General features: G+C 34.0%; 26 protein-coding genes. 10 read left to right on the top strand and 16 right to left on the bottom strand.

Going from position 1 to position 26,620, the window contains the following annotated elements; genetic code table 11:
- Positions 1-82: 82 nt before the first annotated feature.
- Together H3U96_RS03675 and H3U96_RS03670 are read right to left on the bottom strand one after the other, a co-directional pair.
- Positions 83-883, bottom strand: coding sequence for a YdgH/BhsA/McbA-like domain containing protein (locus H3U96_RS03675; RefSeq protein WP_165755094.1), 801 nt, complete (start codon positions 881-883; stop codon positions 83-85).
- A gap of 299 nt (positions 884-1,182) precedes the next feature.
- Positions 1,183-1,806 (bottom strand): CoA pyrophosphatase, encoded by a 624-nt coding sequence (locus H3U96_RS03670; protein ID WP_086360896.1) that lies wholly within the window; start codon positions 1,804-1,806, stop codon positions 1,183-1,185.
- A 108-nt stretch (positions 1,807-1,914) separates the two neighbouring features.
- On the opposite strand from H3U96_RS03670, the gene H3U96_RS03665 reads away from it, so the two are divergent.
- The 10 genes from H3U96_RS03665 (at position 1,915) to purD (ending at position 14,385) form a co-directional block, all read left to right on the top strand.
- On the top strand, positions 1,915-4,386 hold the full coding sequence (locus H3U96_RS03665; RefSeq protein ID WP_086360897.1) for a class I adenylate cyclase: 2,472 nt from the start codon (positions 1,915-1,917) through the stop codon (positions 4,384-4,386).
- Positions 4,387-4,589: 203 nt separating this feature from the next.
- Positions 4,590-5,162, top strand: a complete 573-nt coding sequence (gene rpoE, locus H3U96_RS03660; RefSeq protein ID WP_065614532.1) for an RNA polymerase sigma factor RpoE — start codon at positions 4,590-4,592, stop codon at positions 5,160-5,162.
- Between the two features lie 35 nt (positions 5,163-5,197).
- Positions 5,198-5,758, top strand: coding sequence for an RseA family anti-sigma factor (locus H3U96_RS03655; protein ID WP_065578600.1), 561 nt, complete (start codon positions 5,198-5,200; stop codon positions 5,756-5,758).
- 99 nt (positions 5,759-5,857) lie between these two features.
- Positions 5,858-6,766: a MucB/RseB C-terminal domain-containing protein gene (locus tag H3U96_RS03650; RefSeq protein WP_165755095.1), complete on the top strand. Its 909-nt coding sequence runs from the start codon at positions 5,858-5,860 to the stop codon at positions 6,764-6,766.
- Positions 6,767-6,893: 127 nt separating this feature from the next.
- Positions 6,894-8,690, top strand: a complete 1,797-nt coding sequence (lepA, locus tag H3U96_RS03645; RefSeq protein WP_065578602.1) for a translation elongation factor 4 — start codon at positions 6,894-6,896, stop codon at positions 8,688-8,690.
- A 20-nt stretch (positions 8,691-8,710) separates the two neighbouring features.
- On the top strand, positions 8,711-9,712 hold the full coding sequence (gene lepB, locus H3U96_RS03640; RefSeq protein ID WP_065578603.1) for a signal peptidase I: 1,002 nt from the start codon (positions 8,711-8,713) through the stop codon (positions 9,710-9,712).
- Between the two features lie 11 nt (positions 9,713-9,723).
- Positions 9,724-10,398 (top strand): ribonuclease III, encoded by a 675-nt coding sequence (rnc, locus tag H3U96_RS03635; RefSeq protein WP_086360904.1) that lies wholly within the window; start codon positions 9,724-9,726, stop codon positions 10,396-10,398.
- Complete coding sequence (gene era / locus H3U96_RS03630) at positions 10,395-11,300, top strand: GTPase Era (protein ID WP_086360899.1); 906 nt, start codon at positions 10,395-10,397, stop codon at positions 11,298-11,300. The genes rnc and era overlap by 4 nt, the downstream gene beginning before the upstream one ends.
- A gap of 175 nt (positions 11,301-11,475) precedes the next feature.
- Positions 11,476-13,068 carry a bifunctional phosphoribosylaminoimidazolecarboxamide formyltransferase/IMP cyclohydrolase gene (gene purH, locus H3U96_RS03625; protein WP_086360900.1) on the top strand — a complete coding sequence of 531 codons (1,593 nt, stop codon included), beginning with the start codon at positions 11,476-11,478 and terminating at the stop codon, positions 13,066-13,068.
- A 27-nt stretch (positions 13,069-13,095) separates the two neighbouring features.
- A complete protein-coding gene (gene purD, locus H3U96_RS03620) occupies positions 13,096-14,385 on the top strand; it encodes a phosphoribosylamine--glycine ligase (RefSeq protein WP_086360901.1) in 1,290 nt (429 codons plus the stop codon).
- 186 nt (positions 14,386-14,571) lie between these two features.
- Here the strand turns inward: purD and H3U96_RS03615 are convergent, their stop codons facing one another.
- From H3U96_RS03615 to H3U96_RS03550, 14 genes are all read right to left on the bottom strand, one after another.
- Positions 14,572-15,798: a beta-ketoacyl-ACP synthase gene (locus H3U96_RS03615; RefSeq protein ID WP_065578608.1), complete on the bottom strand. Its 1,227-nt coding sequence runs from the start codon at positions 15,796-15,798 to the stop codon at positions 14,572-14,574.
- The gene (locus H3U96_RS03610; RefSeq protein WP_065578609.1) at positions 15,795-16,526 is read right to left on the bottom strand and encodes a 3-ketoacyl-ACP reductase FabG2; all 732 of its coding nucleotides are present in this window, start codon (positions 16,524-16,526) and stop codon (positions 15,795-15,797) included. Before H3U96_RS03610 ends, H3U96_RS03615 begins: the two co-directional genes overlap by 4 nt.
- 2 nt (positions 16,527-16,528) lie before the next feature.
- The gene (locus H3U96_RS03605; RefSeq protein WP_065578610.1) at positions 16,529-17,005 is read right to left on the bottom strand and encodes a hypothetical protein; all 477 of its coding nucleotides are present in this window, start codon (positions 17,003-17,005) and stop codon (positions 16,529-16,531) included.
- Entirely contained in the window at positions 17,005-18,186 is a 1,182-nt protein-coding gene (locus tag H3U96_RS03600; RefSeq protein WP_065578611.1) for a beta-ketoacyl-[acyl-carrier-protein] synthase family protein, read from the bottom strand. The genes H3U96_RS03605 and H3U96_RS03600 overlap by 1 nt, the downstream gene beginning before the upstream one ends.
- A 3-nt stretch (positions 18,187-18,189) precedes the next feature.
- Entirely contained in the window at positions 18,190-18,759 is a 570-nt protein-coding gene (locus H3U96_RS03595) for a DUF3261 domain-containing protein (RefSeq protein ID WP_065578612.1), read from the bottom strand.
- A gap of 30 nt (positions 18,760-18,789) precedes the next feature.
- Positions 18,790-21,033, bottom strand: coding sequence for an MMPL family transporter (locus H3U96_RS03590; protein WP_081298865.1), 2,244 nt, complete (start codon positions 21,031-21,033; stop codon positions 18,790-18,792).
- Positions 21,034-21,076: 43 nt separating this feature from the next.
- On the bottom strand, positions 21,077-21,682 hold the full coding sequence (locus tag H3U96_RS03585) for an outer membrane lipoprotein carrier protein LolA (protein WP_165755097.1): 606 nt from the start codon (positions 21,680-21,682) through the stop codon (positions 21,077-21,079).
- Positions 21,679-22,101 carry a thioesterase family protein gene (locus H3U96_RS03580; protein ID WP_065578615.1) on the bottom strand — a complete coding sequence of 141 codons (423 nt, stop codon included), beginning with the start codon at positions 22,099-22,101 and terminating at the stop codon, positions 21,679-21,681. The genes H3U96_RS03585 and H3U96_RS03580 overlap by 4 nt, the downstream gene beginning before the upstream one ends.
- Entirely contained in the window at positions 22,094-23,827 is a 1,734-nt protein-coding gene (locus H3U96_RS03575; RefSeq protein WP_198195615.1) for a glycosyltransferase, read from the bottom strand. Before H3U96_RS03575 ends, H3U96_RS03580 begins: the two co-directional genes overlap by 8 nt.
- Positions 23,818-24,180, bottom strand: coding sequence for a hypothetical protein (locus H3U96_RS03570; RefSeq protein WP_065651747.1), 363 nt, complete (start codon positions 24,178-24,180; stop codon positions 23,818-23,820). The genes H3U96_RS03575 and H3U96_RS03570 overlap by 10 nt, the downstream gene beginning before the upstream one ends.
- Entirely contained in the window at positions 24,177-25,547 is a 1,371-nt protein-coding gene (locus tag H3U96_RS03565) for an AMP-binding protein (protein WP_198195613.1), read from the bottom strand. The genes H3U96_RS03570 and H3U96_RS03565 overlap by 4 nt, the downstream gene beginning before the upstream one ends.
- On the bottom strand, positions 25,517-25,876 hold the full coding sequence (locus H3U96_RS11200; protein ID WP_232347713.1) for a hypothetical protein: 360 nt from the start codon (positions 25,874-25,876) through the stop codon (positions 25,517-25,519). Before H3U96_RS11200 ends, H3U96_RS03565 begins: the two co-directional genes overlap by 31 nt.
- Positions 25,877-26,084: 208 nt before the next feature.
- A complete protein-coding gene (locus tag H3U96_RS03555) occupies positions 26,085-26,333 on the bottom strand; it encodes an acyl carrier protein (RefSeq protein ID WP_034904287.1) in 249 nt (82 codons plus the stop codon).
- Between the two features lie 15 nt (positions 26,334-26,348).
- Positions 26,349-26,603 carry a phosphopantetheine-binding protein gene (locus H3U96_RS03550; protein ID WP_065578618.1) on the bottom strand — a complete coding sequence of 85 codons (255 nt, stop codon included), beginning with the start codon at positions 26,601-26,603 and terminating at the stop codon, positions 26,349-26,351.
- Positions 26,604-26,620: the final 17 nt, after the last annotated feature.

Below are 26,620 nucleotides of genomic sequence, written 5' to 3'. Positions count from 1 at the left end.
TTGAAACTAAAAGTTAATTTTTGTAAAAAATCCATGTGTAAAAATATGATATTTAACACATGGATAATTATGTAGTGGATCGTTATTTATATAAATTTACATAAACTGTTTGAGCGGTGCCGGCACGATTGGCAGAGACTTCTTTGACATAATAGAAATGAGCATCATTAGCGATAGCATATTTTTGTGCAGCAGCACTAATTTCGCTAGTATCATTAAATGTGCCATGGAACACAATAGTTTGATAAGGTTTCATCACTTTGAATGCATCACTAGTGATTTCATAAGCATCTTGACCTGCAATGGCTTTAGAGATAATAAAGTCACGGACTGGTGCATCTTTTTTAAATAAAGCAACATCAATTTCCTGCTCATTATTTTTAACATCATCGGCAGTAATTGAATACACATAAAATGCATAAGCATTTTTTTCCGCAGCTATTTTACTTGCTGAATCCATTATTTCAGCGGTATTGTTATAGCTACCTTTGTATTTAACTATTTCAAATGGTAAATAATAAAGTGCTTTAGATCGAGGATAAAGCACAATGCCATTATGGGTAGCTTCATCTTTGCTGACAGCAATTGGCGCATTTGATAAATAAATATCAGCATAAACAGTAGCACGATCGGTTGAAGTACCAGTAGCTGGTTGTTCAATACCAGTGATATGATAATATTTTGCTCCAGCTTCATCAGCAGCTTTAGATATATCATCTGCTGCATTTTGTGCTTGTAAATAGCTACCAGTTACTGAAATTTCTTTATAAGGAATGAGGTTATTACTTTCCTCAGCTGTTAATGGTAATGCCGCATAAATATTGGCAACAGGTAGAGATAATAGTAAAGCTAATGCAATAGATGATTTATTAAAACGTTTCATAATAATGTCCTTCATATTTATGTTATAAAAATTAAAAAACAATTTGTAACGCTTATTTTATGGGGGTATTGCATGAGAGTTTTGAAAAACGAATAACGCTCTCGAAATAAATCTTTTACTAATTCTTTCAGACAGCTAGATAAAACAGGGTAGAAATGATAGAAATGAGAAATAACCGATTAATAGTATATATTAATCAAAATATTTGTGTAGGTACCACTTGGTTTTTTTTGAAAAAATTTTTCTTAAAGCATTTTATGTTAAAGTCAGAACTGAAGCATATTTAATTTAACTGTAATTTATAATTTAGTATTACTTTTGATGGTACTTATAAAACTATTAATAATTTGTGCAGTCAATCCCCAAATAACAAAATTATCATATTGATAAAAATGAACATTATGTTGAGATTTTTGTTGCCAATTTGCGGTTCGATTAGGTACCAATTCAAATGGAAAATTGTCATCAGGCTTGAAACCGACTAACATGTTAGCTTGCTTCGGTGGATGGTTAATAAACCAGTCAAGTGGAACCGTAAAAACAGATTCAACTTCATCTTGATTAAGTAGCAAGTTATCTAAAGATTCAATTTTTGCGACAAATGGATAAATCATCATACCTAACGAAGCAATAAATTTCGGCAATTGCCCCAAAATAGTTATTTGATCAATGGTAATGCCTAATTCTTCAAAGGTTTCACGTTTAGCTGTATATTCAGGGCTATCATCAGTTACTTCAACTCGACCACCAGGAAAACAAATATCCCCGGGTTGCCATTTAAGTTTCTTTGAACGTACTTGAAAAAGTAGGTGTAATTGATTTTTGATAGAGATAATGGGTATTAATACTGCTGCTTTATTAATGGTGTGAAATTGTTTTTTGGTTTTTTTTAAAGATTGTGATATTTTTTCGATTGTGGTCATAATATTTATTTCGTTTTATTTTTAGGTTTACATTCTTTTTACGTTATAATATAAAATTATTGGAGAAATTGTTCGTCAATAGTACATCTGTTTCACCTGAATAATACTATGCAATACGATATTAATAACATAAAAAAAGAACTTGATGATCTTGCTATTCTGAAACATGAGCGAGCTCGAAGTGGAATGCCTTTGGAATTCCAACGAGTTTTTACCTTGTTACCAGTGCTTTTTCATTTTCATCATCCAGATCTTCCCGGTTATCAAAATATAGATACCCCATCAGGTATTGCATACTATCAACCTTCAAATGAGATTATTGAACAACTACAACATTGTTTCAATTTTAACAACGCTACACAGACAAAATATTCTGACATATCTGCACTATATTCAATGGGGAGTACCTGCTCTATAGGACAGGCGGTTACCTCTGATCTTGATATATGGGTTTGTATCGAAAATAATTTATCTACAGTTAAAAAGCAAGCTTTAATAACGAAGTGTCGATTGATTGAAGAGTGGGCTGAGGAACTAGGTGTAAAACTTACATTATTTGTCGTTGATGTCGATCGATTTATCAACCAACATCATGAATGTTTGATGGGTGAAAACTGTGGTTCAGCACAACATATTTTATTGCTGGAAGAGTTCTATCGTTCCGCCAATCTTTTAGCTGGTAAACGACTACTATGGTTTGCAGTTCCAGCTGATTTTACTATTAATGATGTTACTTACCCAACTTATGAAAAATGTGTTCAAGCATTAGTGGTCGCTAATATAATCAAACGTGAAGAATGGATCGATTTTGGACCACTCACTGGATTGTCTGCCGAAGAGTATTTTGGCGCAAGTTTATGGCAACTCTATAAAAGTATTGATTCGCCATTTAAAGCTGTATTAAAAACATTACTACTTGAAGCTTATTCTTCTATCTATCCTGAAAATAGACCAATTGCTTATGAAATGCGCGAGTATATTCAAAAAGGTGAAATTCACGTTCATCATTATCTTGATTCATACTCTATGTTATTAGATCGGATTTCTAATTATCTAATTGAAATTAGAGATTTTCAACGCCTTGAATTGGTAAGGCATTGTTTTTATTTAAAAGTAAATGAAAAATTATCAGATAGTGATCAACCATCGTCATGGCGTCGTAAAATATTAAATGAATTAGTACAACAATGGGGATGGAAGCATAAGTTATTGGTAAAATTGGACGCCAGTAAAACATGGAAAATAGAACAAGTACGTGAAATACACGAAATATTGCTCCATACCATGATGACAGGTTATCGTAATTTACTCAATTTTGGTCGTCGTAATAACTTAGATTCACTTATTAGTCCACAAGACTTGGCTATACTGACTCGTAAATTATATGCCTCTTTTGAAGTTCTACCGGGTAAAATTTCAACATTAAAACTTAATATTTCGGATAATCTGCAAGAAGATGTATTAACTTTTATCCATGTCAAAGAAGATCGTATCAATCGAGCCGGTTGGTATGTTTACAATCAAACACCTAAACTAAATTCTATTATTGGTCACCAATACTTAGAATATAGTAAATACTTGGTTAAATTAGTTGGTTGGTGTTACTTTAATGGTTTAATTTCTGATTCAACCAATTTTTATTATTACGATGGTGATGAGCGAGATAATCAAAAAATAACCAAGCTCATCGAAGATCTGAAAAATTATTTTCCGATAGATGTACCTACCGCAACGGAGGAACAGTTATATGGGCCTTGCGAAATACGCCATTTGGCGATTATCTTGAATTTAGAAGATGATCCAACTATTAATTTAGAACTTGAGGATGAAATTAGTACTAATGTTTTAAATTATGGCAAGCAAGAGGTAAGTTTAGTTGGTTCTATAGATTTACTTTATCGTAACTCATGGAATGAAATTCGGGTATTACATTTTAGTGGTTCTTTATGTGTGCTGGAAGCCATAAAAGCGTTACTTAATCGTATGCATAAAGATGCTGATTTACCTAATTCGGTCGAAATTTTTTGTTATAGTAAACATCTTAGTCATGAAGTCTGTAAACAAATGAAAAAACTGATGGATGACTGTGTTGATTTACGATTGACGACTACTAAAAATAACTTAACCCAAGTCAAACCACTTAGAATAGATGGTGCTTCATGGTATCTATTTTTTGAACGATTTGGCGTTTCATTTCATCAATTCGAAAATGCTATTGATTTTTATGGAGCGGTATCGAATAATAAAGTTCAAGGTAGGCCGTTAAATATCTTAGATGAAAGTAATGAATTACCTAAAGAGATAGATAGCGTCGCTTATGAAGGTATTATTCAATTCTTCTTTGAAGATACCACTACAGGATTTGATTTATATATTTTAAATGAACATAATCAAATAGAAATATACCGTAATTGTAATGGTACTAAAGAAAATATGGTTAAAGATATCAATGATTTTTATGTATTATCTGATGACCGTTTTACTTTCACTACCAGTAGTTCAGTTAATTTTAATTTACCGCAATTTTATCAAATCACATATAACGATGCGGGCGAGCGCGAAATCTTCTTATTGAATTAATTATCTAAAAAATTTTTTATCTAAAAATTTAATAAAATCATTGTCTTTTAGTATATAAATAATTAAAAATGAAAATGATTGATTAAAAAAATGAAATTTCTATTAAAATAATGGGAACTTTTTTTAAATTTACGAATCTAACTGTTAGAGTGCACAGTTTTGGGCCAACTAATAGTTATTAACATAATGAGGAATGGCCTTTAATGGGGGAGCAAATAACAGACCAAGTTTTAGTTGATCGCGTTTTAAACGGAGATAAAAATGCGTTTAATTTACTTGTCGTTCGTTATCAAAATAAGCTAGCTCATTTGGTATCACGTTATGTTTTACCTTCTGAGGTCCCTGATGTTGTGCAAGAAACCTTTATCAAAGCTTATCGTTCGTTAAGCTCTTTTAAAGGGGAAAGTATTTTTTATACTTGGTTGTACCGAATTGCGGTTAATACAGCAAAAAATTATTTAATTTCGCAAGGTCGACGACCGCCATCTTCGGATATTGATGCTAGTGAAGCTGAAAGTTACGAAGGTGCCGACTCATTGAGAGATGTCGATAACCCAGAAAGTTTAGTTCTTTCTAAAGAAGTTGAAAAAGTTGTATTTGAAGCAATTGAAGCATTACCTGATGATTTGAGAACAGCTATCACATTACGTGAAATTGACGGTCTAAGTTATGAGGAAATTGCCGAAATTATGGGAACACCGGTTGGAACAGTTAGATCACGTATTTTTAGAGCTCGTGATGCTATTGATGAAAAAATTAAACCTTTAATTGGTTAAATAAATTAAGTAGCAAGAAATTTAAGGTATCTACTATGCAAATAGAACAGAAACAGCAACTTTCATTATTAATGGACGGTGAGTTAACTGATCAACACTTTGTTGAGATGGTTAGCCATGATGAAAGTTTGCAATCCTGCTGGCATCGTTATCATATTGCAAGAGACGCAATGCGAGGAGAATTGCACGGTAGTTCATTAACATTAGATATTACCAATCAAGTTGCTATGGCGATTGCTGATGATGACTTATATCCACAATTAACTGAGCAGCCATCCCAAAGTGAGATTTCAATTCCAAAAGCCGAAAATTTATTCTGGATTCGAATGAAAGATATTATGGCTAAAGTTAGTCAAATTGGATTAGCTGCTTGTGTTACCTTAGCTATTATTGCTGGAGTCCAATATCATCAAGGTCAATCAGATGATGTTAGTGGTGCGCCTACGCTAAATACTATCCCTATGGGGGTAAACGTTGCGCCTGTTGGTGGTATACAACAGCATAATGATCAGCAACTTCTTGAAAAAAGACAATATGATAAGATTAGGTTGTTGGTTCAAGATTATGAATTACAAAAAAGGTTAAATGCCCGTTAACTAAAAATGAATTTTCTTTATTCTTTGATAAAATTTATGTTAAAACAGAGTAATAATTTTTTTATTACTCTGTTTTTTATATTTTTTTCCGCATCTGTTATGGCGGAAGAAACGCATGATGCGTTGAGTTTACTCAATAAAATGACCAAAGCTGTGCAGACGCGTGACTATCAAATTCATTTTATTGCGCAAGATAAAGATCAATATGCAACTACCTTTGAATATAATCATTTAGGTGCTGACAAAAAAGAAAATATCAATGCTCAACTGCTTTATCTTGAAGGTCCAGCTAAAGAGATAATTTTACATAATAATACCACTAGTTATTTTCAACCTGATAGTCCTTCTTTTTCGATTTCAAGTTCTCGTATAACAGAAGCTTTTCCTGACGTTATTTATAATGATTTTAATTCATTAGCTAATATTTATGATTTTATTTTATTAGGTAAGGCTAGAACGGCTAATCGAGGAGCTCAATTAGTCAAAGTCATTGCTAAAGATAAAGATCGTTATAGTTATGTTATATGGATCGATGACGAAAATTTTTTACCTCTACGCATTGATTTATTAGATGAAGATAATGATATTGTTAATCAATTAAAAGTGATTGATCTTGATAGAGATTTTGATGCAAAAAAATTTAAAAATTATATTGATAATCGAACCTACCCAATTTTATTATCAATTGAAAAACAGAATAATCTTCTTGATGCTTGGCGTTTAGCATGGTTACCTAAAGGGTTTAAAGAGATTGCTGCTTATAATGTTAACTTTTATAGTTCTGATATAGCGACTAAGCTGTTTTCTGATGGTGTATTTTCATTTACTGTAAATGTTTCTTTAGAGCAGGCAAGTCAATTAAATCAAATTATTCAGCAAGGTGGCCGAACGATTTTCTCAACTAACATGGGTAATAAAAATATCATAATTATTGGTAATTTACCACAAGTAACAATAGAAAAAATTGCACAAAATATTGTTGAGAAATCACCGGAAAACTCTCGATAACACTATGCTTACTCACTATTAATGTGTAGAATGTCTGCTTTCAAATTCGTGATTATTTGACTTGTTATTTATAGCCAATAACATTAATGATAATTAACAGTACATAACTAAAATATAACTTATTGATATGAATAAAAATATCCGCAATTTTTCAATTATTGCTCATATTGACCATGGTAAATCAACGCTTTCTGATCGTATTATCCAAATTTGTGGTGGACTTTCTGATCGCGAAATGGAAGCTCAAGTTCTAGACTCGATGGATTTGGAACGTGAACGAGGGATTACGATTAAAGCTCAAAGTGTTACTTTAGATTTTCATGCTAAAGATGGCCAAACATATCAGCTGAATTTTATTGATACTCCTGGACATGTTGACTTCTCTTATGAAGTATCACGTTCGTTAGCTGCATGTGAAGGCGCATTATTGGTAGTCGATGCTGGACAAGGTGTTGAAGCGCAAACACTGGCCAATTGTTATACGGCACTTGATATGGATCTAGAAGTCGTACCAGTACTTAATAAGATCGATTTACCTGCGGCTGAACCTGAACGAGTGGCGGAAGAGATTGAAGACATTGTTGGTATAGATGCTAGCAATGCAGTCAGATGTTCCGCTAAAACCGGTGTTGGAGTGGTTGATGTACTTGAACAACTTGTTCATGATATTCCTGCACCCGAAGGTGATTCCAATGCACCATTACAAGCGCTAATTATTGACTCATGGTTTGATAATTACCTAGGTGTTGTATCACTAATTCGTATTAAAAATGGTGAACTACGCAAAGGTGAGAAAATCAAAGTTATGAGTACCGGAATGACTTATAATGTTGATCGTTTAGGTATTTTTACACCAAAACAAGTTGATAAAGACTGTTTACATTGTGGTGAAGTAGGTTGGGTGGTTTGTGCTATTAAAGATATCTTAGGTGCACCAGTCGGTGATACCTTAACATCAGCTAGAGCACCTGCTGAGAAAGCATTACCAGGTTTTAAGAAAGTAAAACCACAAGTCTATGCCGGTTTATTTCCAACTAGCTCAGATGATTACGAAGCATTTCGTGATGCATTAGGTAAATTAAGCCTTAATGATGCTTCACTTTTTTATGAGCCAGAAAATTCAGGCGCATTAGGATTTGGTTTCCGTTGTGGTTTCCTTGGCTTGTTGCATATGGAAATCATTCAAGAACGGTTAGAACGCGAATATAACCTTGATCTTATTACTACAGCTCCAACGGTTGTTTATGAGGTTTTAACTACTCAAAATGAGATCATTTATGTTGATAGCCCGGCTAAACTACCGGCCGTAAACAATATTCAAGAACTACGTGAGCCGATAGCTGAATGTAACATTTTAGTACCACAAACTTACTTAGGCAATGTAATAACATTATGTGCTGAAAAACGTGGTGTACAAGTTAATATGGTTTATCATGGCAATCAAGTTGCATTAACTTATGAAATACCAATGACCGAAGTTGTATTGGATTTCTTTGATAAACTTAAATCGACTTCACGTGGCTATGCATCTTTAGATTATAGTTTTAAGCGTTTCCAAGTTGCTGATATGGTAAGACTTGATGTATTAATCAATGGTGAACGAGTTGATGCATTAGCGCTTATCACGCACAAAGATAATGCACCTTACCGTGGCCGAGAACTAGTGGAAAAGATGAAAGATCTTATCCCTCGTCAACAGTTTGATATAGCAATTCAAGCGGCAATTGGTAATCATGTAATAGCACGTTCTACAGTAAAACAATTACGCAAAAACGTATTAGCCAAATGTTATGGCGGTGACGTTAGTCGTAAAAAGAAACTTTTACAGAAGCAAAAAGAGGGTAAAAAACGTATGAAGCAAGTAGGTAATGTTGAACTACCTCAAGAAGCGTTTTTAGCAATTTTGCATGTAGGAAAAGATTAATCAGTTAAAGAGGAAAACAAATGGCTGGAACATTTGCCATCATATTAACATTAGCAACTTTTATTACCGCTATCTTCTGGTTTTTAGAAAAATTTAGATGGAAACCAGCTAGACAACGTAAAGTAGAAGAAGTGCGTAAAGCCCATAATGGTGAGGTTGATGGGCGAGTCCTTGCTGAGGTTGGAAAACCAAAAGGTTGGGTTGAAAGCTTAGCATCTTTTTTTCCGGTTTTATTCGTGGTTTTTGTTATTCGTTCATTTATTTATGAACCCTTTCAGATTCCTTCAGGATCGATGATGCAAACTTTATTAATTGGTGATTTTATTGCGGTTGAAAAATTTTCTTATGGCTTAAAAAATCCAATTAACAATAAAGTACTAATTGCTACAGGAAAACCCCAAAGAGGGGATGTTGCTGTATTTAAGCATCCTAACATACCGCAAATGGATCTAATTAAACGTGTGGTTGGTTTACCTGGTGATAAGATTGTTTATCTGGTTAATGAAAAGAAAATAGTTATTTATCCTGCTTGTCAAACAACGGATAGTAATTGTGTTGGTCAACGATCTGAGCCATTAGATTTGCACTATACTCAACCACAGCCAAGCAATTGGAAACAAGTACACGAAAAAGATAAATCTAACCCAAGTTTTTATACCTTGGAACAATATAAGGACAAAGGTATTGTTGATTCTCAATCCATAAGAACGTTTGATATAAAAATTCAACAAGAAACCTTGGGTAACAAGTCGCATGATATTTTAACCACGTCAGGAATAGAGGAAGATCCGAGTTATTATTATCATCAAAAAGGTCAACCTGTTGCTACTTGGGTAGTACCACAAGGTAATTACTTTATGATGGGCGATAATCGTGATAATAGTGGTGATAGCCGATATTTTGGTTTTGTTCCCGAAGAAAACTTTGTTGGTCGTGCAACCGCTATTTGGATTAGCTTTGAAAAACAACCTGATGAATGGCCTACAGGAATTCGATTCAGCCGTATCGGTGGGCTCCATTAACTGTGATAACTATGAAAAATTTGAATCAAATACAACAATCGATTGGTTATCAGTTTAAAGATACATCTTTGCTACAACTCGCACTGACTCATCGCAGTGCGAATAAAATGCATAATGAACGGCTAGAGTTTTTAGGTGATTCAATCCTTAGTTTTGTTATTGCTGATGAGCTTTATCATCGATTTAGCAAGCAAGATGAAGGAGATCTTAGCCAAATGAGAGCAAGTTTAGTTTGTGGCCAAACTCTTGCTGAAATGGGTAAAGAGTTTAAATTAGGTAATTATCTTATTTTAGGTCAAGGCGAATTAAAAAGTGGTGGTTATCGCCGTGAGTCGATTATTTCTGATGCCGTGGAAGCTATCATCGGTGCTGTTTACTTAGATAGCGATATTGAAAATATTCGGCAGTTAATTTTAGCTTGGTATACAACTCGTTTAAATGAAATTAAACCCGGCATTAAGCAAAAAGATGCTAAAACACGATTACAGGAATATTTGCAAGGTATTCGACATGAACGACCATGCTATTTAATTCTTGAAGTTACTGGTGATAATCATGAGCAAGAGTTTCTCATTCAATGTAAAATTGACAATGATGATCATCAATATTTAGGACGAGGTTTAAGCCGTCGTAAGGCTGAACAAGCCGCAGCTCAAGAAGCACTAAACCAATTAGGTATAAAATGACAGAATCAAAACAACATTGTGGATTTGTTGCCATCGTCGGTAGACCGAATGTCGGCAAATCAACTTTATTAAATCAACTACTTGGCCAAAAAGTATCAATCACTTCACGCAAGGCACAAACTACACGCCACCGTATTGTAGGTATTGATACTCAAGGTGATGATCAGATTATCTATATTGATACTCCCGGTCTTCATATTGAAGAAAAAAGAGCAATTAACCGTTTAATGAATCGTGCTGCTAGCAGTTCAATTGGCGATGTTGAATTGGTTATCTTTGTTGTTGAAGGTACACACTGGACTGATGATGATGAAATGGTTGCAGGCAAACTTAAAGATTGTAAAGCGCCTGTATTACTGGTGATTAATAAAATTGATAATGTGACAGATAAAACCGAGCTATTGCCTCATATTCAAGAAATCAGCCAAAAAATCAAATTCTTGGATGTTGTGCCCATTAGTGCTGAAAAAGGTGAAGGCGTTGATATCATCAAAGACATTGTAAAAAAACATTTACCTGTTGGTGGACATCATTTCCCCGAAGATTATATTACTGATCGTTCACAACGGTTTATGGCTTCAGAAATCATCCGTGAAAAACTAATGCGCTTTTTAGGTGATGAACTACCTTATTCTGTCACGGTTGAAATAGAACAATTTAAAGTCGATGAACGTACCGGCATGTACCGTATCAATGGGTTAATTTTGGTTGAACGTGATGGTCAAAAGAAAATGGTCATTGGTAATAAAGGTGAAAAAATCAAAAAAATTGGCATAGAAGCACGTAAAGATATGCAATTATTTTTTGATAATAAAGTTCATTTAGAATTATGGGTAAAAGTTAAAGCTGGCTGGGCTGATGATGAGCGAGCTCTTCGAAGCTTAGGCTATAGTGACGATTAATCCAAATCCTTTTGTATAAATATCAGGCAAAGATTTTGCCTGATGATTACTTTCTAATTTATCAACTCCTGTTCCGATTTATTTTTCAAAAGTTAATGCTAAACATCTACTCTGGTTTTATATATAATAGCCTTTCACTGACTTGGATTTAGAATTTTAATTTCGGAGCTTTTTCATGCAGCAGTTTCGTCCTATCCGTCGTGCTCTACTTAGTGTTTCTGATAAAACAGGAATTATTGAATTTGCCAAAGCTTTATCAGATCGTAATGTAGAACTCCTTTCCACTGGTGGTACCGCCAAACTATTAATCGACAACCATATTCCTGTTACTGAAGTATCTAATTATACAGGTTTTCCTGAAATGATGGATGGTCGAGTTAAAACCTTACATCCTAAAATACATGGTGGTATTTTAGGCCGTCGAGGTGTTGATGATGACGTTATGCAACAACATAAGATCGACCCAATTGATATGGTCGTTGTGAACTTATACCCTTTTGCAAAAACTGTTGCTGGTCCAAACTGTAGTTTAGAAGATGCGATAGAAAATATCGATATTGGTGGGCCAACTATGGTACGTTCTGCCGCCAAAAATAATAAAGATGTTGCGATTGTGGTTGATTGTCAGGACTATAACACAATCATTGATATGTTGGATAACCAACAAAATTGCCTTTCTTTTAAATATCGTTTTAGTCTAGCAATAAAAGCTTTTGAACATACTGCTCAATATGACGGTATGATTGCTAACTATTTTGGTAAACTTGTCCCATCATATTATGGCGACACTGATAAGCCTGCTGGAGAGTTTCCTCGAACTTTAAATCTACAGTTTATTAAAAAACAAGATATGCGATATGGTGAAAATGCTCATCAACAAGCTGCATTTTATGTTGAAGAACAGCTTGAGCAAGCCTCTATTGCAACTGCTAAACAGTTACAAGGTAAGGAATTATCTTATAATAATATTGCCGATACTGATGCCGCATTGGAATGTGTAAAATCCTTTGATGAACCTGCTTGCGTAATTGTTAAACACGCCAATCCATGTGGTGTTGCAGTGAGTGATAATATTTTAACTGCATATTTAAATGCTTTTAAAACTGACCCAACCTCTGCATTTGGTGGCATTATTGCTTTTAATCGACCTTTAGATGCTAAGACCGCTCAAACTATTGTCGATAAACAATTTGTTGAAGTGATTATTGCACCTTCAATTGACCAAGATGCTTTAGCTATCACACAAACTAAAAAGAATGTTCGTGTACTTGAATGTGGTAGTTGGTCAAATAATTCTACAACTAGTTTAGATTTTAAACGTGTTAATGGTGGGGTTCTTGTACAAGAAAGAGATTTAGGTATGGTTACTAAAGATCAGTTAAAAGTTGTTACCAAACGTCAACCAACTGAAAAAGAACTATCCGATGCACTATTTTGCTGGAAGGTAGCAAAATTTGTTAAATCTAACGCCATTGTTTATGCCAAAGATAATATGACAATTGGTATTGGTGCAGGGCAAATGAGCCGTGTTTATTCAGCGAAAATTGCCGGTATTAAAGCAAAAGATGAGAACCTAGAAGTTGCTGGTTCAGTAGTTGCTTCTGATGCATTCTTTCCATTTAGAGATGGCGTAGATGCAGCCGCTGCGGTGGGCGTTACTTGCGTTATTCAACCGGGTGGATCGATTCGTGATGATGAAGTGATTCAAGCCGCAAACGAGCATAATATTGCGATGTTTTTTACCAATATGCGTCATTTTAGGCATTAATCTTTAAAAGTATTGAAAGGACCTTGTATGAAAGTTTTAGTTATTGGTAATGGTGGGCGTGAACATGCCTTAGCATGGAAAGCAGCACAATCACCATTAGTGACCAAAGTATTTGTTGCGCCGGGTAATGCAGGTACCGCACTTGAAGCAGATTTAGAAAACATCAATATAAAAGCAACCGACATTGCCGGACTATTAAATTTTGCACAGGAGCAACAAATAGACTTAACCATAGTCGGACCAGAAGCGCCATTAGTAATCGGTATTGTTGACAGTTTTCAAAAAGCTGGATTGAAAATTTTTGGCCCATCTAAAGCTGCTGCACAGTTAGAGGGATCAAAAGCTTTTACTAAAGACTTCTTAGCTCGTCACAATATCCCAACGGCTGAATACCAAAATTTCACCGAAATTGAGCCTGCTATTGCATATATTCGCCAAAAAGGTGCGCCAATAGTGATAAAAGCCGATGGGTTAGCTGCTGGTAAAGGTGTGATTGTCGCTATGACGCTAAAAGAGGCTGAAGATGCTGTACATGATATGTTGGCTGGTAATGCCTTTGGTGATGCAGGTCATCGAGTTGTCATTGAAGAGTTTCTTGATGGTGAGGAAGCCAGTTTTATTGTTATGGTCGACGGTAAACATGTTGAACCAATGGCAACTAGCCAAGACCATAAACGAGTGGGCGATGGGGATACAGGTCTTAATACCGGTGGAATGGGGGCTTATTCACCCGCACCAGTGGTAACTGATGATGTATTTACTAAAGTGATGGAACAAGTCATCTATCCAACAGTTAATGGCATGGCGCAAGAAGGTAATGTGTATGTCGGCTTTCTTTATGCTGGTTTAATGATAGATAAACAAGGTAATCCAAAAGTTATTGAATTTAACTGTCGATTTGGTGATCCTGAAACCCAACCAATCATGATGCGAATGCAATCTGATCTGGTTGAACTCTGTTTAGCTGCCGTAGAGGGTAAATTAAACACAGTTAAATCACAATGGGATCCAAGACCTGCTTTAGGGGTAGTTCTTGCTGCAGGTGGATATCCTGGCGATTACAATACTAAAGATGTTATTTTAGGTTTAACTGCTGAAACAGATAAAGATTGCAAAATTTTCCATGCTGGAACCAGTTTAGAAAATGGACAAGTATATACTAATGGTGGGCGAGTTCTTTGTGTCACTGCATTAGGTAACTCGGTATCAGATGCTCAAAAAAATGCTTATGAACAACTTAAAAATATCTATTGGCATGGTTGTTACTATCGTCATGATATTGGTTACCGAGCTATTGAAAGAGAAAAAAATAGTTAGAAGACTAATGAATAAAATAGCGCTGTATAGCGCTATTTTTTATCTGTTAATAAGAAGTTAAAAAAGTTGAGGAGAGGGGTTTTTAACCCAAAAAGTTAAGTATAGTTTCTTCATGGCACTGATAGAGCCCCAAAAACTTTTCCTAAAAAATATTTTGGGGATATTGTGAGTGAATGTATAAATAAACTATATTCTTTTGATAACAATTGAGGTATTAATACCACCAAAAGCAAAATTATTAGTTTGAAAGTATTCGATATCTAAATTTCGCCCAGCCCCGACAATATAATCAAGATCTCCGCATTGCGGATCCACATGATTTAAGTTGATAGTTGGGTTAAACCAACCTGAATGCATCATTTCTAATGTTAACCATGCTTCTATTGCACCACAAGCACCAAGGGTATGACCAAAATAACTTTTTAATGATGATATTGGTGTTTTATTACCATAAATATTTGCAACTGCGTTACTTTCAGCTACATCTCCTCGTGCGGTAGCGGTGCCGTGTGCACTAATGTAACCAATTTGGTTGGCATCTAATCCTGCATCTTTTAATGATTGTTCGATACAATACTGGATTGTTTCTTGTCTTGGCTGAGTAATATGACTGGCGTCACAGTTGGTTTTAAAGCCAATAATTTCACCATAAATTTTCGCTCCACGAGCTTTAGCATGCTCATATTCTTCCAAAATTAATGCTCCTGCACCTTCACCAATAACTAAACCATCGCGATCGCGATCATACGGCCTTGGTGATAGTTTTGGTGTGTCGTTAAGTTGACTAGTAGCAAATAGAGTATCAAAGACTGCTGCTTCTGAAGGACATAACTCTTCAGCACCACCAGCTACCATGATTTTTTGCATACCGTATTTTATTGCTTCGTAAGCATAGCCAATCGCCTGGCTACCAGATGTACAAGCACTTGATGTGGTGATCAATCTACCTTTCAAACCAAAAAATAGGCCAGTATTAACAGCGGTAGTATGCGGCATCATTTGAATATAGGTTGTTGCTGTGATGTTATTAGTATGCTTTTCATTTAACATAGTCGCAAATGATGCAACTGGTTGAGTACTACCCGTTGATGATCCAAATGCGATGCCAGTATTACCATTAGTGAGCTCGGGGGCATCTAACAATCCAGCCTTTTCCAAAGCAATTTCAGTTGCCTTGGTTGATAGTAGGGATACTCTGCCCATTGAACGGGTTTTTTTTCTTGTATAGTGATCAGGTAATACAAAATTATCAATAGGAGCACCAAGTTTGGTATGTAAACCGTCATAGATTTCCCATTCCGGCATGTATCGAACTGCATTGTCTAATTGTTTTAATTTGTGTTCAATTTCAGCCCATTCGTTACCAAATGCAGTAACACCACCAATCCCTGTTATGACTACTCGTTTTGTCATACCATTCCTCCATTTATTGAAATGACTTGCCGTGTTATATATCCAGCGTTGTCTGACATTAAATAACTTGCAAGTCCTGCGACTTCATCAACGTGTCCCATTCTTTTTAATGGAATCATGTTCATTGCTTCTTTTAAAGCTATTGGTTCCATATCCAATATCCCTGTATCGATTAGGCCTGGTGCAATGCAGTTAACGGTAATTTTACGTTTAGCTAGTTCAAGGGCTAACGCTTTGGTTGCGCCAATTACACCGGCTTTAGCTGCACTGTAATTAACTTGGCCACGATTCCCAACGATGCCTGAAACTGATGATATAACAACAATTCTTCCTCCATTACGTAATCCAATCATCGGCATGAGACAAGGGTGTAATACATTGTAAAAACTATCAAGATCGGTATGAATCACAGCTTTCCAATCATCTTGGGTTAAAGCAGGAAAAGCCCCATCACGTATAATACCTGCATTATTCACCACTCCGTAATAAGCACCATGTTGTTCAATATCGGCTTCAATTACTTGTTGGCATTGTTCCGTATTGCTGATATCAAATTGTATGAGTCTGCTTTTTTGACCTGTTTGTTCGATGAATTTTTGCGTTTCAAGCGCACCTTGTTCATCACGATGGTAGTGTATAACAATATCAAAACCATCTAACGATAATTTGCAAGCAATTGCTTTACCAATTCCTTTACTTGCTCCAGTGACAAGTATTGTTCGATTCATTATCATAATCCTCCTAGTCGCTGGGAACCAAAAAGTTGATCTAATTCATTGTGATCGGGTTCATAAACATTTAGTTTGCCTGATGAAACACATTGTTGATTGATGGTAATTTGGCAATCAAAATTAGCCAATTTTGTATCAAAAAGTACTAAATTAGCGGTTATTAGTAATTCACTATTAAGAGGAAATGCTGGTAATGTATTTTTTATTGCTCGACCGCCTAGTAACATACCCAATTGTGGTGAATGATTTTTTTTTGCATCATGATATCCATTCCAAACGCCAATGGTTTGAGCCATCAATTCGATAGCAAAAAAATTGGGTAGTTGATTATCTCTATTTAAAAATGGAGAGAGTATGCCATCTTTAGTAACTTTAACACTGCAAATGCTTTGTTTATTGTTAACTAAATGAACTTTATCGATCATGATCATTGGTGTCTTGTGTGGTAAATAGGAATTTACTGATTGATATTGCATTATACTTTTCCAATAATAAGTGATGCATTATTGCCACCAAAAGCGAAAGAATTTGACATTATAATTGGTGTTTGTAGCATCATTTTTTCTGTAACTATATTGATTTTATCTAGATTCATGTCATAGGGTGATATCGAAAAATCTTGCTGCGGTAAATAAATATTTTGGTTAAGTAACAAATAACCTATGGCCAATTCAGTAATTGCTGCACTACCCAATGTATGCCCAGTTAGATGTTTAGTTGAACTGCAATAAGGCAAGTTTTGATTAAATAAACGATAAACCGCCTTACTTTCAGCTTGGTCATTAAGAATTGTTGCTGTGCCATGTAAGTTAAGATAGCCAATTTCATTAGGTGTTAAGTTAGCATCATTTAATGCCATTTCCATTGCAGCTTGCGCACCAATTCCTTCTGGATGAGGGGATGAAATATGATAAGCATCTGAAGATTCCCCGGAGCCTAATAGAACAATTTCACTTGATTCTTCTTTGGTTAATAAGATTATGCCACTAGCTTCACCAATGTTTATGCCGTTACGATCTTTAGCAAATGGCATGCAAGGGCTATCTGATAGAGCCTCGAGTGCATTAAAGCCATTGATTGGCATTCTGCTTAAGCTATCAGCACCACCAACAATCGCAGCATCAACTAGACCTAATTCAATCAATCGTTGTCCACTCATTACTGCTTTTGCACTAGAAGTACAAGCAGTTGAAATGCTGTAACTAGGACCTTTTAAGTTGAGTAATTCTGTTAAAAATCTAGACGGATCACCCAGTTCTTGTTGATGGTAATGAAAATTTGGCTGACAATGGTGTGTTTTTAGGTAATATTTAATATTGTTGTCACCTTCATGTATTCCCGAAGTACTTGTACCCATTATGACGGCTATTCGTTTGGTACCATATTTTTCGATAGCTTGTTGTATTGGTTGTTTGATTTGCAAATATGCAGCATAGAGTAATTGATTATTTCTTGTTGAATATTGCACCAGATGTTCTGGAATTGAGGGCAAATCATCGGTAACTTTACCTAACCAGGTATTATGGCCATTTAGTAACCAACCGTCTTGTTTCGTTAAGAAATGTTTCGCACAATAATTCTCTGATAAATTATTGGCTATTTGTTGTTTGTTGTTTCCTAAAGTGTTTATTGCGCCAAGCGCTGCAATATAAATCATCTATTATTGTTCCATACTCTGAATTGCAATTTGATAACCAAATACAGCATGTTCAATTTTAATTGGTTTGCGTATAACAGTTGAGGACTGTTTATTATAGGTGATATTAATAATGGTTTCGTGTAGGTCATTAATAAGTGTTCTAGATAAATCTTTATCAATGAGCTGCCAATTGCTAGGTAATACTTTTTGCCATGCAACTGTTGGCAAAATGCTTAACATGATGTCCGATAATACTTGTTCTGGTGGAGGTAGTTGTTGGATAAATAAATGTTGTTTCGCTTTGACTTCACTGCCGTTATATTGGATTTCAAATAGACGAATACCGATAGTAGAAAGTCCCATTACAGTTAAATGGTTGTTTTTGATGTCAACGATTGTGATAATTGAGTTTTCTTGATTATTGTATTTAAAAGTTAACAATTGTTGATCGTGATAATCTTGGTTGAGATCTAATTTTGGCAAGTTAACTTTAGTTCCTTTGGTCAACCAAGCTTCTGATTTAGGTTGAGATGAGCAAGCTGAAATCAATAGACTTAATAATAGCAAAGTTAAATTTAAATATTTCTTCATCCTTTTGTACCTAATATTTCATTATTCGTTTTATTTATTATTGATAACTAATGGCGCAAATAAAAAAGCAGTAAAAATACCACTGGTTAATACCAATCCAAAACCTTTGATTGCGACAGTATGGCTTATTATTAGTAAGCCAAAAGATAATATTGTGGTTAGTGCTGCCATTGTGACGGCTAATAACGCACTTTGGGTTTGGCTTTTATCATTACTAAGAAATAAACTATAGTCGATACCAATACCAATAACAAGAATTAGTGCTAACATTGAAAATAAATTAAGTGTTTGGTTAGTTATGCCATGCATAGCTAATGCGATACCAATCGATAATAAGGTTGGCAATGTGCTTTTTAATGCTGCTTTTAAACCATATTTACGATGATAGAATATAAAACATAGGCAAATAATAGTTACTGCTCCAGCAATAAGTTGGGATAAGTGTATTCTATAAAAGGTAAACATAGTGTTAAATTCATCTCGACGATCAAGCCAATAAATACCTTTATCAATTTCAGATAATTTTTTAATTTCACTGATATTTTTAATACCGCTAATTGGAATTAAAGTAGCACTTTGTCCTGTTTGTAAGGTTAACCAAAGTAATTTTCTCCCCTGACTAAGTTCACTTTGTTGCCATTGCTCTGGTGTAATAATCGCTTGTTTCTTATTAAGGTCAGGTAACTTAGTTTTAATTCCCATTTGCGTTAATGAGGATAAAATTTCTGGACTGTATTGTTTTACTAATTCAATATTTTGTTGCTGTTTTTGTATCGAAGGTAAATTTATACTTTGATATTGTTCAAAATAACCTGCTAATTTGGCTTGTTCAAGTTTGAGTGAAAATTGTTCTAGTCGTTGCAAGGTTTGTTCAGCTGTATCACCAAACACGATAAACCATTTTTGATCAGTTGTCTGATGGGTGATGCTGATAATTTTTTGTTCTTGTTGTTGTAATTGTACTGGTAATGCTTGTAGTTTTCCAATATCGTCATCGACCTTTAAATTAATTAAGCCATAACCAATAAATAATACTGCAATCGATACCATTAACCATTGCATCTGTTTATATTGCCATAAATTTAACCAGCGATTTAATAATTTATAACCAACATGTTCACGGACAGGCAATTTGTTAACTAGTAATGGATACCAGCATATAACGGTTAAAAAAGCACCTATCAAGCCAAATACTGCAAATATGGATAGCTGTTTTAAACCAGGAAAAGGTGCAATTAGTAAAATAATATAAGCAATAAAACTTGTACATAATGCTAAAGTTAGCGTTGATATTAGTTTTTTTAAACTGGCATAAGGTGATTCTTGATTCCCATGTAACAGTCGTTCTGTTAAGTAGTGAAGTGAATAATCAACGGTTATACCTATGACACTAGTGCTCATAACTAGTGTCATAATATGAATTTCACCAAATAGAGTTAAAACCGCAATTAAACCACAAATTAAACCAATAAAAATTGACAGTAAAGATAGAATTATCGGCCTTATGGATCGAAATATGCTAATAATTAATATTACAATACCGATAATAGATAGACTACCAATTGTGGTGATATCATCTTTAGCTTCACTACTGGCATAATCGCTATAGAACAGCACACCTCTTTTTAAAATTTCAACACTTGGCCATTGTTCATGTAATTGTTTGGTAAGATCATTTAACTGAGAGGTGATCTGATGTGATTGACTCATATTAAATGATGAATCATTTAACTCAGCGTAAATCATATACCATTGATTGCCTAGGTTGTCTTGTCCAGACAACCAATTATTTTGGATAGTTAATCCACCTGAGTTTGCTAGTTGATTCAATTGTGATGAGCGTGTTAGTAAAAGCGGATCATTTTCTAATTCAGTCGCACTTATCCCGCTAAAAGGAGAATATAATTGGCTTTGAATCCAATTTAGTTGCGTATGATTTTTTAATCTTTCTTGGGTTTTCGTATCGAGCAATTGGTAGCGATATTTGAATGCAAACTCTCCCCACTTTGTTTGAAATTGTTCGTCGAAATAACCATTTACTTCACCGATAAAAGATTGCTTTTTTAAAGTTTGATACCACCAATTTACAGGTTCTAATTCATTATTTTCCGGCTTAATTAACCAGACTAACTGTTTGTCCAATCGATTTTGGAAGCCGTCAATGAGTTCAGTTGGAACATTGTTGGTTTGTTCTTTTGGCAATAAAGATAAAACACTACTATTGATTTTACTGCTAACTAAAAGATTATATGCAGTAAAAATCAGACAGATCACTATTATTAACCATAGAATTGCTCTTCTTGTTAATATTAATCGATTATCGGAATAACAATTGTTCATTTTGACTTAATTTCATTGTTTTATGATTTGCGAATGTCAGCTCTGTTTTATCATTTTGCATATCATTAATGGTAACTTTTTCCAAATAAGATTTACCATTGAGAATTATCTGTTTGAAAATTTTGTTTAAAGGAGCTAATTTTGGTTGTAGTGTTACGGTCCAATATTTATTTTGTTCGGTTAGCGTTATATCAAAATTACTTTCAAGCATATCTTTATCGGCAGTGAAAATTGCTGTTAAGAGATGGTTAAATTGAAAAAGTTGTGGCTGTTTTTCAGCAGTTATAATTTCTGGATCTTGGCCTTCTATTCGTTGTTCCATCCGTTGTTGATTCATTTTTAATGTCATCGCAAAAGGTGTCTTTTGTTGCCACCATAATCCTAATTCTTTGGATATGATCATTTTTCCTGTTGAATGAATGGGTGCAGTTAAACCATTAATATAGCGATCTTGAACAAAATCAGCACGAACAACTTGGTTTTTACTAAATAACTGTTGTAAATCAGTTAACGTTATTGCACTGGATATAGTTGAAAAGGTTAATAGTAGTGCCGAGAATAAAATAGTAAGGTATTTTTTCATTTGATTAATCCAAAACATTGCAAAAATATGTCAGGTGTGACAAAGGTCATTTCTTGATTGGTAGCCGATACAGCAACTTGAGTTGTATAGCCTGAGGTTGTTTTTTTACCTGTTTTTTTATCTTTTATCAGGTAACTTATTTTTATTCTATGTTCATATTCTTCAAGTTTGGCAAAAATTTCTAAAGTTTGTTCAGCTAGCGCTGGTGCTGTATATTTGATTTTTGCATCCACAATCGGCCATAGATACCCCGAATCGATCATTTCTTTATAACCATAGTTAAATTTTCTAAATAAGGCTTCGCGAGCTTTTTCGAAAAATTTAAGATAATTACCATGCCAAACAACACCCATAGCATCAGTATCATGAAAAGATGGGGTATAGTCGATTGTGATATAGCAGTTGTTAAAATTATTCATCTTTATTTCTAAGTGTTTCAGGTGGATTAAATTGCCAAAAATCGAAAAAATTGAACCAATCAAGTGGTGATTGTAGACAATAATATTCTAGCCTATTAGCGTAAAACTGTACGGTTTGTTCAAGTTCTTCTTGTCTGTTTTTTCTTGATAGTTTTAACTCATCAGTAAAGTGTTCAAGGTATATTTGGAATCGCCCGTTTGGTTTTAATCCCCAGCAAAAGTAAACAGGAAATTTTAATGCAGAAGATAATACAAACGGTCCTTTAGGAAAGGGAGCAGGTTTACCAAGAAAGTTTGCCCAAATAATTGAGTTTTCGGGTACTCTCTGATATGGATTAACCGAAGTCCTATCTGCAATGATAGCGACCCATTCACCAGCTTCTAGTTTTTGCTGAAGTAATATGGCTGTATCTGCACCTAAAGTTGCGACTTCAATTAAATTAATAATCGAAGCTTCATTAACTTGTTTTAATACTTGATTAAATCGTACTGCATTACGTTTATGAACTAGGGCATTAATTTTCACATTATGTGATATTTCAGCTAGTGCTCGACACATTTCAATATCACCTAGATGGGAACAAATTAATATAATGCCTTTTTGTTCCGAAACTAACTTTAAAAATTCGTTTTTATTCGGTGCATAAATGTCATCAAGTTTTATATCACCTTGCCAGCTGGCAAGTTTGTCTAAGAGTGATTCACCAAAATGTTGAAAATGTTGGAAAGAAGTTAATTTTTTCTTCTCTATTAAAGGAACATTTTGATATTGTTTAAGAATTTTTTCTAAATATATTTTGGATGCTTGCCGTTGTTTTTTTCCAGTTAACCAGAAATAACTAATTACCGGGAACATGATTATTTGAGCCGCTCGACGACCTAATAGGCGATATAACATTAAAATTAATTTAATACCAAATAGACCTTTGCGTTCTTCAGTTTGTGACCAGTGCGTACTTTTATTTTTCTTCAATCGGTTATGTTTTATTAATTTTGGTATTCGTGGCAACATGCTAAAAAAAAGTCGTGTATGCATCCAACTAATTAATAGGTTATCTTTGCAGGCTTTAAAGTGAGAAACTCCATCAATGGGATAAGTCACATGAGTTGGTACAAAAACTGAATCGATGCCTTGCCAATATAATCGAACCATGATGTCGGTATCAAAGTCCATTTTTTTACCAATTTGGTATTGTTTTATCAGTTTACATGTTGGTTTTAAAGGATAAATACGAAATCCGCACATACTGTCTTTTATATTAAAAGATAAGGTTTCTATCCATACCCAAAAATGGGTTATATACCTCGCAATGAGGCGATGTTTTGGCACTGAATCATCATAGACAGGACAACCAGATATCAATGCATTCGGGTTTAATTTAGATTGTTCGATAAGTTGCCTTACAATTTTACTATCATGTTGACCATCTGCATCAATCTGTATGGCATAATCAAAATTTTGATTAAATGCATGGTTAAATCCACACATCACAGCCGCACCTTTACCTTTATTTGAAGATAATCGAACTAGATTTACCCATGGGTACTGATTACTGATTTCAATTAGTTTTTGTGCTTGTTCATATGCACTACCATCATCAATTAAAAAGCAAGGAATCTGGTATTGCTCAATATTTTTGAGTACATTGGCTAATGCATCACTATGATTATAACAAGGGATAATAAAACAATAACTATCAGACAAGTGCGGTGCTGCTACTGACATAGGGTAAGCTTTCCTGTGCTTGCTATCTTATTGTTATTGTACTTGGTAATAAAACTATAAGTAAATTTTAGTTTTTGGGTATCTTTATCCCAAATTAAGGTTAATTTTAGATGATCATTGGGTAATATCGGTGATTGAAATTTTACTACTTCAATAGATGATATTGATAAATTAGAATTGAATAGCTTTTGGGCATAACTAATAACCCAATTAAGCTGTGTCACCCCAGGCAATACTGGTTGTGTAGGGAAATGCCCTTGAAACCAAAAAAGATCTGATGGTATGGTCATTTCAATATTAGCTTCTGTTTCAGTTTTTATAATGTTTATTTCTGTGGCTAACTCTTTTTTCATATCTTATCTGTTGCATCAAATAATGCTTTTAAGTCAGTATAAGTGCATTTACCCTGTGAATTTTTCGGAAAATTTTCAATAAAACGCCATTTTTTTGGCGTTTCAACTAATGATAATGTATCTTTTATTAAATGTCGAAAATATTGTGTAAGTTTAAAGTGGTTAAAGTTATCTATCTCTTTACTGTTGGTTGAGTCTATTTTGATAATGGCGCCTAAAATAGTTCGATTATTTTGTTCTAATGGAATAACAATTACTTCTTCAACTACTGCTAGTTTATTTATTTGCTTTTCTATAAATGTAAGGGATAGGCGCTGTTCGGCAATCTTGACTATTTTATCTATGCGACCTTTTAAATAGAATTTCGTATCATCTATCTTTTGTAATTTATCGCTTAGTAATTCAGCTTGCTGCAGTAATGGTGATATCAATAGTGGTTGATGATCTGGGGTGTATTTTATTTGAATTGGATAAAAAAGTTCCCAAGGCGTATTTAACGATTTTTGCTTTCTTTTTGCTATAATTCCTGTTTCACTTGAACCATAAATTTCACAAGGTAATACGTTGAAATTTTGTAAGCAAAATTGAGCATTGTCGAAACTCAGTTTTCCGCCAGAAGAAAACACATTTTCACACTTAATAATCGGTAATTTATTATCTAAATTTTTAACAATTGATGGCGTTGTAATGTAAGTTATTTTTTTTGATTGGTAAGTTGCTAATTGTTCTTGATAGAGTATTGTTTCGCATACAAAAGGTATTTTACAACTTAACGATAACATTATTTTAAAAGTTAACCCATACATATGTTCATGTGACACAGAAGCAACAAATAGATCATTGGTTGGTCCGCCTAAATTATTTATTAATATCGCAATTTCATTTTCAAGTTGAGAAATTGATTTCTCAATTGGTTTGGGTAATCCAGTTGAACCTGAGGTAAATAATGTCAATGATGTTTGTTTAAAGTTTAGATTGATTGTACTAATTTTCTCATCTAGTTGAGGCTGATTGATATCAATGATTTGTAGCGTAGTTGGTAAATTAATATTTGCGATATCGATATCAGTTAATATTGCCTGATAATAGTGTTGTAACTCAATATAGTTAGGATTTAGTAGCAGTGGATGTTTTCCTGAATATAGGAGAGCGAAAAGTCCTGCAACAAAATTAAAACTGTCATCCATGAATAAAACCCAGTTTTTTTCTGGATGTTTTCTGATTTTGCTGATAATAGTATTGGTTAGTTTTTTTAAATCACCAACTGTTAGTGGTTGGTGTTTTCTGTATGCTATTATTTCATAATCAGGGCGTAATAATTGCTCCGATAATAAAACTAATGTTTTAGTTTTTGACGAACAATCCATTCTCCCCCCATTAATAGTCCAGTAAAGATATAACTTATTAATCCGTTATATATTGTCCACCAATACATATCATTAATGAAACATGTAATTAGTGCAATTGAACCATTTAATATAAAAAGTAAACACCAACAAATAGTTACTTTTCTTGTATATTTAATTGTACTCGGTGTTAAATTACCTTCTTTTAATCTGGCAAATTTTTCAATAATATTTTGTGGTTGATATAATGAGTAGCCAAAAAAGATTAAGAATAGTAGGTTAGTTGTTACAGGGTAATAAAGTAAGAATTGAAATTCGTTAAATATCCAACTAATTAATGCTAATAACAACCCAAAGCACGTTACAACTTTAGCTAACCAACCTATATTTGAAAATAAATTGGGTAATGTAATTAGTCTCAATATTAACAATGTAACAATACATAAAATAGCAATATTGATTACTTGATATTTGAAAGATAAGTAAATAACTAAAGGGTAGCAAAACAGGATAACCCCTGTTATTGCTTTTATTATTAACTTTACCTTATTCATTATGCTATTTGGTATTCATTAAATTGTCTACTGCATCAACAACGTCTTGAACGGTTCTAACTGCTTTAAATGTTTCTGGATCTACTTTTTTACCAATCTTTTTTTGTAAATGTACGACTAAATCTACAGCATCAATACTGTCTAAGTCTAATTCTTCAAAAAGTTTAGATTCTGGCTTAATCTGATCGGCAGGTAATTCAAAAAGTTGCACTAGTGCAGATTGAACTTGTTGAAAAATTTGTTGCTTATCCATTAAAAAACTTCCTTATTACTGTTGAGAACTAATTAAATCAGCTAAAGTTGCAACTGAGTAAAATGCTTTTTTGGTTTCTTCACTTTCAGATGATAAAACAATACCATATTGATTTTTGATCGCAAGACCTAGTTCTAGTGCGTCTATTGAATCTAAACCTAATCCATCTCCAAATAGTGGAGCTTGGGTATCAATATCTTCAGGTGTGATATCTTCTAAATTAAGAACATCAATTATTAATGCCTTTATATCATGATGTAGAGTTTCCATTTTATTTCCTTTGTATC

This window comes from Gilliamella sp. M0364, assembly GCF_016100565.1.
GTDB lineage: Bacteria > Pseudomonadota > Gammaproteobacteria > Enterobacterales > Orbaceae > Gilliamella > Gilliamella apis.
The sequence above is the reverse complement of the archived record's forward strand: the minus strand, read 5'-3'. Positions and strand labels throughout refer to the sequence as shown.

Bases quoted from the DNA above. Each gene is read 5' to 3' on its own strand.
- H3U96_RS03610 (WP_065578609.1), bottom strand. From the start codon at position 16,526: ATGAATCGAACAATACTTGTCACTGGAGCAAGTAAAGGAATTGGTAAA.
- H3U96_RS03565 (WP_198195613.1), bottom strand. From the start codon at position 25,547: ATGGATTGTTCGTCAAAAACTAAAACATTAGTTTTATTATCGGAGCAA.
- H3U96_RS03580 (WP_065578615.1), bottom strand. From the start codon at position 22,101: ATGAATAATTTTAACAACTGCTATATCACAATCGACTATACCCCATCT.
- rnc (WP_086360904.1), top strand. From the start codon at position 9,724: ATGAAAAATTTGAATCAAATACAACAATCGATTGGTTATCAGTTTAAA.
- purH (WP_086360900.1), top strand. From the start codon at position 11,476: ATGCAGCAGTTTCGTCCTATCCGTCGTGCTCTACTTAGTGTTTCTGAT.
- purD (WP_086360901.1), top strand. From the start codon at position 13,096: ATGAAAGTTTTAGTTATTGGTAATGGTGGGCGTGAACATGCCTTAGCA.
- H3U96_RS03600 (WP_065578611.1), bottom strand. From the start codon at position 18,186: ATGATTTATATTGCAGCGCTTGGCGCAATAAACACTTTAGGAAACAAC.
- H3U96_RS03615 (WP_065578608.1), bottom strand. From the start codon at position 15,798: ATGACAAAACGAGTAGTCATAACAGGGATTGGTGGTGTTACTGCATTT.
- H3U96_RS03595 (WP_065578612.1), bottom strand. From the start codon at position 18,759: ATGAAGAAATATTTAAATTTAACTTTGCTATTATTAAGTCTATTGATT.
- H3U96_RS03585 (WP_165755097.1), bottom strand. From the start codon at position 21,682: ATGAAAAAATACCTTACTATTTTATTCTCGGCACTACTATTAACCTTT.
- H3U96_RS03555 (WP_034904287.1), bottom strand. From the start codon at position 26,333: ATGGATAAGCAACAAATTTTTCAACAAGTTCAATCTGCACTAGTGCAA.
- H3U96_RS03570 (WP_065651747.1), bottom strand. From the start codon at position 24,180: ATGAAAAAAGAGTTAGCCACAGAAATAAACATTATAAAAACTGAAACA.
- H3U96_RS03675 (WP_165755094.1), bottom strand. From the start codon at position 883: ATGAAACGTTTTAATAAATCATCTATTGCATTAGCTTTACTATTATCT.
- era (WP_086360899.1), top strand. From the start codon at position 10,395: ATGACAGAATCAAAACAACATTGTGGATTTGTTGCCATCGTCGGTAGA.
- lepA (WP_065578602.1), top strand. From the start codon at position 6,894: ATGAATAAAAATATCCGCAATTTTTCAATTATTGCTCATATTGACCAT.
- lepB (WP_065578603.1), top strand. From the start codon at position 8,711: ATGGCTGGAACATTTGCCATCATATTAACATTAGCAACTTTTATTACC.
- H3U96_RS03550 (WP_065578618.1), bottom strand. From the start codon at position 26,603: ATGGAAACTCTACATCATGATATAAAGGCATTAATAATTGATGTTCTT.
- H3U96_RS03650 (WP_165755095.1), top strand. From the start codon at position 5,858: ATGGCGGAAGAAACGCATGATGCGTTGAGTTTACTCAATAAAATGACC.
- H3U96_RS03575 (WP_198195615.1), bottom strand. From the start codon at position 23,827: ATGTCAGTAGCAGCACCGCACTTGTCTGATAGTTATTGTTTTATTATC.
- rpoE (WP_065614532.1), top strand. From the start codon at position 4,590: ATGGGGGAGCAAATAACAGACCAAGTTTTAGTTGATCGCGTTTTAAAC.
- H3U96_RS03670 (WP_086360896.1), bottom strand. From the start codon at position 1,806: ATGACCACAATCGAAAAAATATCACAATCTTTAAAAAAAACCAAAAAA.
- H3U96_RS03665 (WP_086360897.1), top strand. From the start codon at position 1,915: ATGCAATACGATATTAATAACATAAAAAAAGAACTTGATGATCTTGCT.
- H3U96_RS03605 (WP_065578610.1), bottom strand. From the start codon at position 17,005: ATGCAATATCAATCAGTAAATTCCTATTTACCACACAAGACACCAATG.
- H3U96_RS03655 (WP_065578600.1), top strand. From the start codon at position 5,198: ATGCAAATAGAACAGAAACAGCAACTTTCATTATTAATGGACGGTGAG.